11 protein-coding genes and 1 pseudogene are annotated in these 12,033 nt (G+C 68.0%); 6 read left to right on the top strand and 6 right to left on the bottom strand.

Annotation, left to right across the window (positions count from 1 at the left end; translation table 11 throughout):
* Positions 1-53: 53 nt before the first annotated feature.
* The gene (locus E1291_RS44500) at positions 54-176 is read right to left on the bottom strand and encodes a hypothetical protein (RefSeq protein ID WP_278045225.1); all 123 of its coding nucleotides are present in this window, start codon (positions 174-176) and stop codon (positions 54-56) included.
* A gap of 534 nt (positions 177-710) precedes the next feature.
* On the opposite strand from E1291_RS44500, the gene E1291_RS03710 reads away from it, so the two are divergent.
* Positions 711-1,511 (top strand): methylenetetrahydrofolate reductase, encoded by an 801-nt coding sequence (locus tag E1291_RS03710; RefSeq protein WP_131736106.1) that lies wholly within the window; start codon positions 711-713, stop codon positions 1,509-1,511.
* A 685-nt stretch (positions 1,512-2,196) separates the two neighbouring features.
* On the opposite strand, the gene E1291_RS03705 is transcribed toward E1291_RS03710, so the two are convergent.
* The gene (locus E1291_RS03705) at positions 2,197-2,838 is read right to left on the bottom strand and encodes a TetR/AcrR family transcriptional regulator (protein ID WP_131736105.1); all 642 of its coding nucleotides are present in this window, start codon (positions 2,836-2,838) and stop codon (positions 2,197-2,199) included.
* A 196-nt stretch (positions 2,839-3,034) separates the two neighbouring features.
* On the opposite strand from E1291_RS03705, the gene E1291_RS03700 reads away from it, so the two are divergent.
* The 3 genes from E1291_RS03700 (at position 3,035) to E1291_RS03690 (ending at position 5,043) form a co-directional block, all read left to right on the top strand.
* A complete protein-coding gene (locus E1291_RS03700) occupies positions 3,035-3,457 on the top strand; it encodes a YybH family protein (RefSeq protein WP_131736104.1) in 423 nt (140 codons plus the stop codon).
* A 269-nt stretch (positions 3,458-3,726) separates the two neighbouring features.
* Complete coding sequence (locus tag E1291_RS03695) at positions 3,727-4,350, top strand: recombinase family protein (RefSeq protein WP_131736103.1); 624 nt, start codon at positions 3,727-3,729, stop codon at positions 4,348-4,350.
* A gap of 72 nt (positions 4,351-4,422) precedes the next feature.
* Positions 4,423-5,043, top strand: coding sequence for a Tn3 family transposase (locus tag E1291_RS03690; protein WP_131736102.1), 621 nt, complete (start codon positions 4,423-4,425; stop codon positions 5,041-5,043).
* A 3-nt stretch (positions 5,044-5,046) separates the two neighbouring features.
* Here E1291_RS03690 and E1291_RS03685 read toward each other — a convergent pair whose 3' ends face one another.
* Positions 5,047-5,649 (bottom strand): recombinase family protein, encoded by a 603-nt coding sequence (locus tag E1291_RS03685; RefSeq protein ID WP_131736101.1) that lies wholly within the window; start codon positions 5,647-5,649, stop codon positions 5,047-5,049.
* A gap of 201 nt (positions 5,650-5,850) precedes the next feature.
* The gene (locus E1291_RS43720) at positions 5,851-6,666 is read right to left on the bottom strand and encodes a nuclear transport factor 2 family protein (protein WP_242613928.1); all 816 of its coding nucleotides are present in this window, start codon (positions 6,664-6,666) and stop codon (positions 5,851-5,853) included.
* A 64-nt stretch (positions 6,667-6,730) separates the two neighbouring features.
* On the opposite strand from E1291_RS43720, the gene E1291_RS03675 reads away from it, so the two are divergent.
* Positions 6,731-7,711, top strand: a complete 981-nt coding sequence (locus tag E1291_RS03675) for a helix-turn-helix transcriptional regulator (protein WP_131736100.1) — start codon at positions 6,731-6,733, stop codon at positions 7,709-7,711.
* A 237-nt stretch (positions 7,712-7,948) separates the two neighbouring features.
* Here the strand turns inward: E1291_RS03675 and E1291_RS03670 are convergent, their stop codons facing one another.
* Positions 7,949-10,201 carry a Tn3 family transposase gene (locus E1291_RS03670; protein WP_242613927.1) on the bottom strand — a complete coding sequence of 751 codons (2,253 nt, stop codon included), beginning with the start codon at positions 10,199-10,201 and terminating at the stop codon, positions 7,949-7,951.
* Entirely contained in the window at positions 10,179-10,937 is a 759-nt protein-coding gene (locus tag E1291_RS43715; protein WP_242613926.1) for a DUF4158 domain-containing protein, read from the bottom strand. The genes E1291_RS03670 and E1291_RS43715 overlap by 23 nt, the downstream gene beginning before the upstream one ends.
* Positions 10,938-11,078: 141 nt before the next feature.
* Between E1291_RS43715 and E1291_RS03665 the strand changes: the two are divergent.
* A pseudogene (locus tag E1291_RS03665) lies at positions 11,079-11,762 on the top strand (Tn3 family transposase); the annotation flags it as partial.
* Positions 11,763-12,033: the final 271 nt, after the last annotated feature.

The following is a 12,033-nucleotide window of genomic DNA, read 5'->3' as shown; positions in this document are numbered from 1 at the left end:
CGTACGACATTTGTGATCATCAACGAGATCTCGCAATGGGCTCCCTAGAAGCCTCATTCCTCATCATCGGGCGCGTCGGGTTCGCGGATGGCGCCGGAGGCCAGATCCGGCAGGAGGAAGTTGTAGACGCCGTGCACGCCGAGGTGCTTGCGCGCGACCGGGCCGAGTCGGGCCATGTCCTCATCTCGGGTCGGGTATCCCTGGGCCTTGAGTTGGCGGACGGCGGCACCTATTTCTGGCATTCCACCGACAAACAGACCGACGCACGTCAACGCCACGCCCTGGCCGACCTGCTGACCACCGCCGCTCCCGCCTATGAGGCGCCTGCGACCCCCAGCCGTCAGCTCTCTTTGGACCGCGCCGGATTCACCACGCTCCTGCACGAGGCCGCCGTCGGCGACACCATCCGCATCGCGACGCCGCCCCCTGTTCCGCTCCGTCGCCGCCGTAGCGGGCGTGGAACTCGGTCATCAGGTTGGCCTCCCGGGAGCCGAACCGCTTGGAGTCCGAGGCGGTGGAGGTCGCTTTGCCTCACCAGTATTCCTCGCGGGCCTCCAGGGTGGCGTTGACCACCGCCACGATCGCCACACGCAGGTTCTCGCGGGTGATATAGGTGGCGCGCACATGCCACAGCGCTAACGGCGATAGCGAGCCGGTTCGATTGATTATGGCTCTACGGGCCTGGTGGCCGGTCGTCTAGGGTGAGGTGCATGACACGTGGGTTCGAGGTGGTGTGTGAGATCGAGCCGCCGACCCGACCGGATCTTCGGCGGGTACGACACCAGATCGGGATACTGGACGCCGTCGCGGACGCGTTTCTGATCCCCGACAACCACATCGGGCGGGCGACGGTGTCGAGCGTCGCGGTCGCCCACGAGGTGCAGGCGATGGGAGCGACCGGGATCGCCTGCCTGAACGCCCGCGACCGCAACCTGCTCGGCTTTCAACGGGACCTGCTGACCGCCGCCGCTTACGGTGTCCAGCGGTTCCTGTTCGTCTACGGCGACAAGCCCGCCTCCGGCAACCGCACCGGCGAACTCAACGTGCGGTCCATGCTCGACCAAGCCCGCGCCGCGACCTCCGACCCCGTCTTCACCGGGCATCCGGAGTTCCAGATCGGCGTCGCCTCCGGCCTGCGGCCGCTGCCCGCCTGGAAGCAGCAGGCCGACTTCGTGTTCGCCCAGGTCAGCTACAGCCTCGACGACCTGCTGCGCTGGCGCGAGACCATCACCGTCAACGCACCCGTCTACGCCGGAGTGATGGTCCTGGCCAGCGCGACCATGGCCCGCAACCTCGCCGCCACCATCCCCGACATCACCATCCCCGACGCACTCGTCCAAGCCGTGGAAGCCGACCCCGACGCGGGCATCGCCGCCGCCTGCGACCACGTCCTGGCCATCCGCGACAGCGGCGCCTTCGACGGCGTCCACCTCGTACCCGTCAGTCGATACCGGCAGACCGCCGCCCGCCTCGAACCCCTCCTCCACGAGCCTCCCAGGAATCCCCGATGACCTTCGAGGCCCGGACGGGCTTCATGCCGGGGTGCCGGGATTAGAAGGCTTGACGACACCCACGCGAAGCACGCCAAGACGGCCAGACTCGGCCGGGGGGCTGTTCGAGGACCTGGCGACCACCTCCAAGATCCCCGCACTGAAACGGCCCGCGTTCGCCAAGCTCGCCTCCGCCGCGCACCCCGGCGACACCCTCACCATGTCAGAGCTGTTTCGCCTCTGCCGCGACCTGCAAAGCGAACTGACCGCCGAAGGGACCGCCGCGGCCGAAGTCGGCGGCCCTCGATCTCGTAGAACTTCAGCAGCACGGCGAACCCGAGCCTGCCCGTCCTCCGCTTGTCGCCGACCAGCTCCCGGTCCCGACCCACCAGCGTCCACGCGCTGATCAGATCCTCCCGGCTCCCACTGCGCACGCATCCCGGCACCTCGCCGTGCTCACCAAACCCTCACCAACGGACAGGAACACGATCACAAGACAATCCACGGCGACTCACCCCATGCGCGCCGAATGGCGGCTCGCTGTAGCTATAGGGGTTCGGGGCCAGGACGCTGCGCATCACGCGGTGCGGCGCGGTGAGTTCCGCGGCGGGCACGACCAGCCACGGTTCGGACTGAGGTCGTGCCCGAGGGGAGAGTGCGGTGCGGCTTGGGTGGAGGCCTTCGGCGCGATCGAGTCCGCCGTCGGTCAGTCGGCGGCCCACATGGCGTGGTACTGCCGGGGGTCTGGCGGGGCGCCCGGGAGAGAACCGGCGTTGTGGGTTCTGAGGCCGTCCAGGACGATCGCCAGCAGGCGGGACCTGGTCTCTTCCTCGGCGTGCCGGGACGGTGCGGGACCTGGCCGGCTGAACCGCCCGATGAGCAGGTGGATGTCCATGGCGGTCACGTCAGCGCGAAGGGCTCCCGCGTCCTGGGCTCGGGTGATCAGTTCATCGGTGAACTGCTGGGCTTGTTCGGCGGCTTGCCGTATCTGTGGTGTGACATCGATGGTCCCCGCCAGGGGGGCCAGCGCACCGAAGCCGAATCGGGCGCACTCGACGACGTAGTGGGCGAAACCCTGCCACGGGTCGTTGATCGCCAGGCCGGCGCGGGCCGTCTCGGCGAGGCGCTGCATGGAGTCGGCGCACAGCCGCTGGAGCAGTTCCTCCTTGGTGCGGTATCGGCGGTACAGGCTGCCCATCCCCACCCCGGCCCGCTCGGCGACGGCCGACACCGGCGCGTCGAACCCCTGGGTGATGAAGACCTCGCGGGCCGCCTCGATCAGCGCCTGGTCGTTGCGTGCGGCACGGGCCTGAGGCCCCCGCTTGCGCGGCGTCGGGGCGTCGTCCATGGACTGAGGATACCAATTGCGGAGTGAACCGCTCCGAGTTAAATTACTCGGAGCGGGTCACTCCGAGTTTTGGGAGGGGTGGGACAGCCATGTCCGTTCCCACGCCATCCCAGTCACCGGCGCGACCGACCTTCGAGCAGCCTCTTCAACAGGCGACTCGCCCGACCCGAGCCCACGCACAGCAGGGAGCCCACGGATGAACGAACAGGCCGGCATAGAGCGGCTCGCCGCCATCAAGCAGGTGATAGCCGAGGCCGAGAAGCATCAGAACGACCTCGAACCGTTCCTCGCCTTGCACACGCCCGGAACGATCATCGTCAACATCGCCGGACGGCGAGTTCTGGGCAGGGACGCGCTGCGGCAGGCCATGGAGGCGGCCCTGGCGGGCCCATTGGCGCAGGTGCGCAACAGGCAGGAGATCGTGGACGTGCGCTTCGCCGGCTCCGGGGTCGCGATCGTGAGCTGTCTCAAGCACATATCCGACGAACGGGATCCAGCCTCGAAGAACCCCGGCGGCGCGAGCCTGCCGCCGTCGGGCAGCCTCACCTACATCCTGGTCGAGGAGCAGGACGGCTGGCGCATCGCTCTTGCGCAGACAACACCGATCGCAAGTGCCTGACCCGGCCGCCCAAAAAGGGCCGCAGCTTTCGGCAACATGACCGAGGATCCAGCAACCCGCTCTAACCCTCTCAGCACCAACGAACGGATCGACTCTGACTGCGCTGGCGGGGCGCGGTAAACCGCGCCCCGCCTCTGTTGGCGGGTGTTCCGTTAGGGGATCCCCCACCGGAAAACCCGCCAGCCGGGAACGCCGCCAGGTCAAGGTGTTCCGTAAGAGTGTTCCGCGAACTGTCCCGGTGACGGGGCCGTATCCGAAACCTGGACGGCGTGAACGCCGCCAACGCCCCCGCTTCTGGCACGACCCCCGGCACCGTCCAGGTCGGCTACGCCCGCTGCTCCACCGACGAGCAGGACGTCGTCGTCCAGACCGAGCAGTTCCTCGCGCTCGGCGTCCCGGCCGATCGGATCTACATCGACCGGGGCTTCTCCGGGACCACCCGCCGCAACCGCGGCGGCCTGGACCAGGCCCTGACCGCGGTGTGGCCGCCCAGCGTGTTCACCGTGACCAAGTTCGACCGGTTCGCCCGCAACATGGCCGAGGCCAACCAGATCCTCACCGACCTGTCCGACCGAGGCGTGCCGTTCGGGCCGGGTGCCTCGGTCTACGACTGGAACGACCCCTTCGGCCGGCTGTTCCTACAGACCCTGGCGACGGTCGCCGAGTTCGAGGCCAACCTGGGCCACCTGCGCACCCGCGAGGGCATGGCTCTGGCCAAGAAGAACAGCAAGCTCAAAGGCAAGCAGCCCAAACTGCCCGAGCCCGCGCGGCAATCCATCCGCCGCCGCTACGCCGAGGGCGAGGCGTCCCTCGCCGACCTTGCCACCGAGTACAGCGTCGGCCGCTCCACCATCCACCGCATCATCCACGGCCCGCCCACCGAGCCGCACTGACGATCAATCAGCTACAACGCCCGTCCGTGATCCCTTTCCGGCGTATCCCGGCCGTGCCCCCTGATCGGTCAGATGCTGCCGCGGATGGACTTCCCCGAGCTGCTGCTGGAGGTGTTCGACCGGACCGGGCTGGCCGCCGACTTCACCCACATCTCCGGCGCCGACCCCGCGTTGGAGGACTTCGCGGTCAGTCTGTGTGGGGTGCTGGTGGCCGAGGCGTACAACGTCGGCCTGGTGCCGATCGAGAAGCCGAACGTGCCCGCCCTCACCCGTGCCCGCCTCCAGCAGGTCGACCAGGGATACCTGCGCGCCGAGACGATCTCGGCGGCCAACGCTCGCCTGATCACCGCCCAGGCCGGGGTCGACATCGTGCGCCCCTGGGGCGGCGGGCAGATCGCCTCGGCCGATGGGCTGCGGTTCGTGGTCCCGGGCGCCAACCTGCACTCCGGCCACAACCCGATCTACTTCGGCCGCCAGCGCGGCGCGACCTGGCTGAACGTGGTCAACGACCAGGTGATGGGCATCGGCGGCCTGGTCGTGCCCGGCACGCTGCGCGACTCGCTGTTCATCCTGGACGCCATCCACACCATCGACGGCGGATCCCGCCCCGAGACCGTGGTGACCGACACCGCCTCCTACTCCGACATCGTGTTCGGCCCCGGAGTCCTAGCTCAGACACCAGCCGCAAGGTAGCGGTCAGGGCTTTGTGACCGCGGTCTTCTTGGCCTGGCGGGGGACGGTCTTGGTCTTGTCGAGGTGCCCGTACACCGTTGACCGGGACACGCCGAACAGGTCGGCGATCTGCTGGACGGTCTTCTCGCGCGCGTCGTACAGCTCCTGGGCGAGTCCGGCCTGGTCGGGGGTGAGCTTGGGCCGGCGTCCGCCGACCCGGCCGCGGGCTCGAGCGGAGGCGAGTCCGTCGTTGGTGTTCGCCACGATCAGCTCGCGCTGGAGCTCGGCGAGCACCGACAGCATGCCGAACATGGCGCGGCCCTCCATGGTGGCGGTGTCGATGCCCTGCTCGATGACGTGCAGCCCGATCCCGCGCTCGCGCAGCTCGGCGCCGAGGGTCACCAGGTGCAGCACGGAGCGAGAAAGCCGGTCGAGCCGGGTGACCTTCAGCGTGTCGCCCTCGCGCAGCAGCTTTATGACGAGGTCGAGCTTCGGACGGGACGCCTTCGCGCCGCTGGCCTTGTCGACGTGGATGTTGTCGCGGTCGACGCCAACCCGCAACAGGGCGTCGATCTGATGAGCGGGGTTCTGGTCGGCGGTCGAGACCCGCGCATAGCCGATGAGCATGTGTCGGAATCTATCGGCCGGACCGTTCACCGACGTTGATTCCCGACGCAAGTTGCCGACACTGCCCACCTGCGGGTTCACGATCACGGACGCGAGTGTCGGCAAACGGTCGTTTGCCGACACTCGCGGAGCACGGAAACGCTTCCCCACCCATGCATCCTCTCAGTGAGGGCGGACAGGCACTGCGGGGCGGCCGCGTGTTCAGCGGTTAACCGGCTGGTTGGCAAGGGCTTCGGCGACGGTGAGGCTGTCTTCATAGACGGCGTAGCGGGTGATCAGCCCGTCCTCGACGGTGAGGTGAAGCGCACACAGGGCCGTGTATTGCCTTCCGGTGGCCTTCACCGTCTGCTGGATGTCGCCGAGCACCACCGCCTCCGTTTCGTCGATGAGGACGCGGGACACTCCTCCGGCCGACTTTTCGGGGACATGGAAAGCGGTTATTTCCCGGAAGTGGTCGGCGACGTCGGCGCGGGTGGAGCGAGGGCGGATCCACGGCACCGCTGGATGACCGTCCTCCGGCCAGTCCAACTGCCAGTCGACGCGCTCGGCGAACAGCTCGGCGATCCGGTCGGGCTCGCCCTCGCCCAGTCGGCGAAGGAACTCCTCTGTCGTGGCACGAGTGCTCGACTTCGTCTCGTTCGGCGTATTCATGGCGAACTGGTACTCGTGCCGGATGAGCCTGTTCTCACCGAGGGTGAGAAAGATGCGGCCGGTCCAGGCGATGTTCCCTCCGGCTGCGGGGATCATGTGGGTGGTGAAGGTGACCGTGTCATGGTGACCGGTCGCGTCGCCCGCGGACCGGAAGACGAATCCTGCGTCCCGCACCAAATTGTTATGAGCTTCGGCGATCCGGGCCTCAAGGGCGTCATGACCGTGGTATCGCGTGGATTCGATGACCTGTATGCCGTCCGCGTCCCACAGTCCGGCGATGGCACGTCGGCGCGCAACCGGGTCAGACTCGTTCCATACCGCGACGTATCGGTTGACGAACTGGTCGATATCAATGTCGATGTCCATGGGCGGGACGCTATTCCGACTCCACTGACATCTCATGTCAGTAGACTGGGATAGAATTGACCGCATGCGTGCGAGCCGGCTGGTGTCCATCCTGTTGCTCCTGCAGACCCGGGAACGGATGACGGCACAAGAACTGGCCGACGCGCTGGAGGTGTCTGCTCGCACCGTCTACCGCGACATGGAGTCCCTCAGCGCGGCGGGTGTACCGCTGTATGGCGAACCCGGCCACGACGGCGGGTACCGACTGCTCGGCGGTTTCCGCACCCGGCTGACGGGGCTGACCGCCGATGAGGCCGACTCGCTGTTCCTGACGGGGCTGCCCACAGCTGCCGCCGACCTTGGCATGGGTGCCCTCGTGACCGCTGTGCAGCTCAAACTCATGGCCTCCCTGCCCGCCGAACTGCGCGACCGCGCCAGCCGCATCGCTGAGCGGTTCCACCTCGACGCCCCGGCGTGGTACCGCGATGGCGACCGCACTCCCCACCTGGGCGTGGTCGCGGACGCGGTGTGGAATGACCGCGCCGTGCGGATGCGCTACCTGCGCTGGGCCGAACCTCACGAGATCACCCGGACCGTGAAACCGTACGGGCTGGTGCTCAAGGCCGGGCACTGGTACCTCGTGGCCGGCGCCGGCGAACAACTCCGCACTTACCGCATCGCGCGGATCATGGATCTCCGTGTCCTCGACGAACGCTTCGATCGGCCCAACGGCTTTGACCTTGCCGACTACTGGCACCACTACCTGAAATCCTTCGACGCGCGCCGCCACCAGGGCGAGGCGACTCTCCGCCTGTCCCCGAGGATCTTCGACCAGCTGCCTCAGCTGTGGGACTCTGCCATGTCCGACGCCGCCCATCGGACCGCCACGCCGCCAGATCCCGATGGCTGGACTCGGGTGACGATCCCGATCGAGTCCGTTGAACAAGCCCTTCCCGAATTCCTCAAACTTGGCGCCGACGCCGAGATCCTCACTCCGGCTGAACTCCGCGAACACATCGCCCAAACACTCGACGCCCTAACCCGCATCTACCGACGACCGGTCTGACAATCGCTGAGCCCCTGACAGACCGTGGCACGGTTCGCTACATAGGCCGGGCACGCGCCACCTTCGCCAGCGGCGTCAGGATCGTTCTCGGCGCCAATGGCTGTTCCGGGGTTCCTCGACCCCGAGCACGTACGCTTCAGGCGCCGGGTAGGGGCGCCTCGCCTCTGCCGGGGCACCCGGCATGTTCTGGTCTCATGAGCCAGTGCTCACTGCGAATTTCGCGTCTCATCCGCTGCGTCATGGAGCCGAGCCCGCCGGGCGGGCAGCGTCGTCCGCCGCACGGCGCGGGACAGGCACCGTGGCGGACGACAAATCGAGCCTCTTGTCCATGTCGAGGCGGAACGTGCCGTACGGGTTGATGTTCGACCAGAACAGCGCGGTCAGTCCGCGCCGGTCCTCATCCGTCAGCTTCTTCGCCCAGGCCGGTTCGGCGAGGACCTGCTGAAGCAGCAGGGTCTTGAGGTAGACGAGCGAGGACTGGAGCAGGTGCAGGGCGAGCATCGAGGTCTCGGCGTGTTCCTTGTCCGGGCCGGTCAGTGCGCCGTCCTTGCCGTAGTGGATGACGGTGTTCGCGCTGTTCCAGTTCTCCACGACCTGGAGCCCACCGTGGATCTCACGCCGCAGGTCGGGACTGGCCAGGTAATCGCACGCGAAGATCGTACGTACGGCTCGGCCGAGTTCTTCGAGCGCCTGGTAGGTGGGGTGCTTCGGTCCGCCGCGGGTGAAGCGCCGCAGCACCTGCTCGGCCTCCGTAGTGCCCAGGCGCAGGGCGGTGGCGTACTTGACCATCTGGTCGTACTGCTGCTCGATCAGGTCCCAGCGGATCGGCCGGGTCAGCGAGGTGCCGAGGGCCGGCCAACCGGGCGGGTCGTCGTTCGGCCGGTACAGGCGGATGCTGCCGATGTTCTTCAGCCGGGGCAGTAGCCGGAAGTTCAGCAGCTCGGTGAAGGCGAACCCGACCACCGAGGCACCGTGCGTGTCGACGTAGTTGGACTCGATCTCGGCATCGGTGCAGTGCCGCAGCAGTCCCTCGATCATCGCCGCGACCTCGGACGACGAACAGCTCTTGAGCTGGGAGTAAATGCAGACGTTCTTGCGCTCGACGTGCCAGTAGATCATCACGCCGTTGCCGCCGTAGCGGGCGTGGTACTCGGTCATGAAGTTGGACGACCAGGAGCCGAACTTCTTCGAGTCCGAGGCGCACGCCGTGCCCTGTCCCCACCATGCGGCGTCGCGGGCGGCGAAGGTGGCGTTCACCAGTCGGGTGACCGCGGCCCGGAGGTTGTCGACGGTGATGAAGTGGCGGCGCACGTGCCGCAGCGCGGCCTCAGTCTCGCTGTGCTCGCCGGACGCCACGATCGCGCGGATGCCCATGTTCGTGCCGAGCGCGAACAGGGCAAGCAGGAGCCGGCGCTGGAGGGTGGCGCGGTCGATGCGCTCGTACGCGGCGACCGAGGCGAATTCGTCGGTGAAGCCGGTGTCGAAGTCGGCGTTCTTCAGCACGTCCAGGAGGTCGAGCACGCCCCAGCGGCGTACGACCTCCTCCTTGAGCGCCTGGAGGCCGGTGGGCTCGTCCAGCTTCTCCAGCTTCGGCACAGTGATCCACGGCTCGCCGTGCCGCGTGGTCACCTTCACCCCGCCCGCCGAGCCGTCCGCCAGTGCGGCCGCGAGCCGGTCCAGGCCGGCGGTCATCCGCCGCTTCAGGTCGGCGATGAACGCCTCGGGGTCCATGGGCCGGCGGATCGCTGCGTAGTGCACGGTGCGGGTGGCCTCGAAGTCGCCGGGCAGGTCGTCCTCGGGGTTGCGCCAGCGAAGGCCGCCCTCGATGTAGATTTCCCGGCGCCGGATCGCGTCCCGCAGCGCCACCAGGACGCACAGCTCGTACGGGATGCGCTCGACCTTGCCCTTGTCGTCCACGACGGCCTCGCGCCAGTCCCTGCGCACGACCCCGTCCATCGGCACCTCGTCGGCGGCGTCGTAGAAGCGAGTCTTGCCGTCGACCCCGGCGTACTTCTCCAGCAGCGCGAGCGCGTCCATCACCGGCCGGTAGGCGGTGTTGTCGCACTTGAACCCCAGCGTTCTCAACAGCGGCGGCAGCATCTGCCGGTAGTACGAGCTGTACGACGACCGCAGGGTGGTGCGGACCTTGGCCTTGAACACCCTCTCGTTCGCCTTCGCCTCGGCCACCAGGTCGCGCAGCGTCTTCTCCCCGACGACCGGGTACAGAGCTGTGCGCACCACCTCGTCGGGCTTGCCGATCGCCGCGTCGGCCAGCTTGAAGAGGATGCCTTCCTTCCCGCGGACCTTCTTCAGCTCCGCAGCGAGCTGCTTCTCCACCCGCCGCTCAGCACGGGCATTGATCTTCTGCACCAGGGCGATCAGCAGGTCCACCAGCGCGTCGGTGATCTCCGCCTGCCGGGAGGAGCACAACGCCGCAAGCAGCGTGATCCGCGCTTCCTCGGCGGTGTCACGGAAGTCCGACGGGTACATCTTGATCGCCCCGCGACCGCCATGCGGCCAGCAGCTTCTCCGAGCAGTCCGCGAATAACCCGTCGGGCAAGCCGAGTTTGCGCACGTCGTTCAGTTTGGTGATCTCGGTCAGCAGCGAGTCCAGACCGACCGCGCCCGGGTCGCGCTTGAGCAAGGCCAGCAGGGCGGCACCGTCCTCGTTGTCCTCCGCCACCAGCGTCAGCAGCCGGGTCGTGCCCGCGTCGCCCAGGCGCTCGATGGTCCGCGTGCAGAACACCTTCTCCCACCGGTTGCGGGACGCAACCAGCACTTTCTCGATCCGGGTCCGGCCCGGCGGCTCGATCTTCCTTGCCCGGCACTCCACGAGCAGGGCCTCCCGCTGGCGGCCCTCAACCAGCTCGACCGGGCACACCTCCGCAGCCAGCCACGCGGTCAGCTGTTCCTCGTCCTCCAGCGTCGCCGGCCGGAACTTCAGCGCCTCCCGGATCTGTTTGCGGTGGTACTCAGCCGTGCGGCCCACCAGGGCGTACTTCGTGAAGTCCTCGGCTGGGACCTTCACCAGTCCGGCGACGTACTCCACGGCGGCCTGCGGGACCTCCTCCAGAAGATCGGGGAACCGGCCCTCCATCTCGAAGAACTTCAGCAACAGGCTGAAGCCGAGCCGTGTGGCCCCAGTCTTGTTCGCCACCAGATCCCAGTCGCCGTCCACCAGCGTCCAGCACGCCACCACGTCTTCCGGCAACCACTCCTGACGCACACCCACCCCTTCCTCGCCGAACCGCCCGATTCACTCGACCAACCCAACGAAGCGCCCGGCGTCAGGAAACGGGCCGTCTGACGACGCGAAAGCTACCCGCTGGTCACCTTGCGGCTGGTGTCCGAGCTGGGACTACAGGGCCTGTTCGGCCTGTTCGCCATCTGCGGCTACCAGTTCTCCCCGCGCATCGCCGACCTCGCCGACACCCGCCTGTGGCGCACCAACACCCACGCCACCTACGGGCCGCTGGACCACATGTCCCGCCACACCGTCCGCCTGAACCGCATCCGCGCGCACTGGGCCGACATGCTGCGCGTCGCAGGCTCGCTCACCACCGGCACCGTACGCGCCTACGACCTGATCCGGATGCTGTCACACGACGGCCGCCCCACCGGCCTGGGCGACGCGTTCGCGCACTATGGCCGGATCTTCAAGACCCTGCACCTGCTGCAGTTCATGTCCGATGACGTCTACCGCCGCATGATCGGCACCCAGCTCAACACCCAGGAGGCCCGCCACCGCCTCGCGCGCCGGATCGCCTTCGGCAACCGCGGCCAGCTCCGCCAGCGCTACCGCGAAGGGATGGAGGACCAGCTCGGTGCGCTCGGCCTCGCCCTGAACGCGGTGGTGTGGTGGAACACCCTCTACCTGGACGCCGCTGTCGAAAAGATCCGGGCGGACGGGTTCCCCGCCACCGACGCCATGTGCGCCCGGCTCTCGCCCATCGCCTACGAGCACATCAACTTCCTGGGCCGCTACGCCTTCACCCGCGCTGAAGTCGCCGCTGGCCTGCGCGCCTTCCATGACTCCAGCGAGGAACACTGACCGAACGGCGTCCTCCTCCCGAAGGTGGCCCCAGCCGCCATGTAGCGGAGCGTGACGTGCGACTCGACATAGTGTCCGAACCCGACCGGCGACCGGGACGCGCGGCCGCCGCCGAACACCCGCCCTGACCAGCGCCGGTTTCACACGCCCGACAGCGTCCAAGGTGCCGCCGTGCCGTTATCCGGTCCGGCCCACGCGCGTCGTGCCGGACTTATCCCGCCGCGCTCGGACCGGAACCACCCGTTCGCCGGGGTCTCGCTTCACCGCCCGT

This window comes from Actinomadura roseirufa, from assembly GCF_900659635.1.
GTDB classification, from domain to species: Bacteria; Actinomycetota; Actinomycetes; order Streptosporangiales; family Streptosporangiaceae; genus Spirillospora; species Spirillospora roseirufa.
The sequence above is the reverse complement of the archived record's forward strand: the minus strand, read 5'-3'. Positions and strand labels throughout refer to the sequence as shown.

Bases quoted from the DNA above. Each gene is read 5' to 3' on its own strand.
- E1291_RS43720 (WP_242613928.1), bottom strand. From the start codon at position 6,666: ATGGACATCGACATTGATATCGACCAGTTCGTCAACCGATACGTCGCG.
- E1291_RS44500 (WP_278045225.1), bottom strand. From the start codon at position 176: ATGGCCCGACTCGGCCCGGTCGCGCGCAAGCACCTCGGCGTGCACGGC.
- E1291_RS03705 (WP_131736105.1), bottom strand. From the start codon at position 2,838: ATGGACGACGCCCCGACGCCGCGCAAGCGGGGGCCTCAGGCCCGTGCC.
- E1291_RS03675 (WP_131736100.1), top strand. From the start codon at position 6,731: ATGCGTGCGAGCCGGCTGGTGTCCATCCTGTTGCTCCTGCAGACCCGG.
- E1291_RS03710 (WP_131736106.1), top strand. From the start codon at position 711: ATGACACGTGGGTTCGAGGTGGTGTGTGAGATCGAGCCGCCGACCCGA.
- E1291_RS03685 (WP_131736101.1), bottom strand. From the start codon at position 5,649: ATGCTCATCGGCTATGCGCGGGTCTCGACCGCCGACCAGAACCCCGCT.
- E1291_RS03670 (WP_242613927.1), bottom strand. From the start codon at position 10,201: ATGTACCCGTCGGACTTCCGTGACACCGCCGAGGAAGCGCGGATCACG.
- E1291_RS03690 (WP_131736102.1), top strand. From the start codon at position 4,423: ATGCTGCCGCGGATGGACTTCCCCGAGCTGCTGCTGGAGGTGTTCGAC.
- E1291_RS03700 (WP_131736104.1), top strand. From the start codon at position 3,035: ATGAACGAACAGGCCGGCATAGAGCGGCTCGCCGCCATCAAGCAGGTG.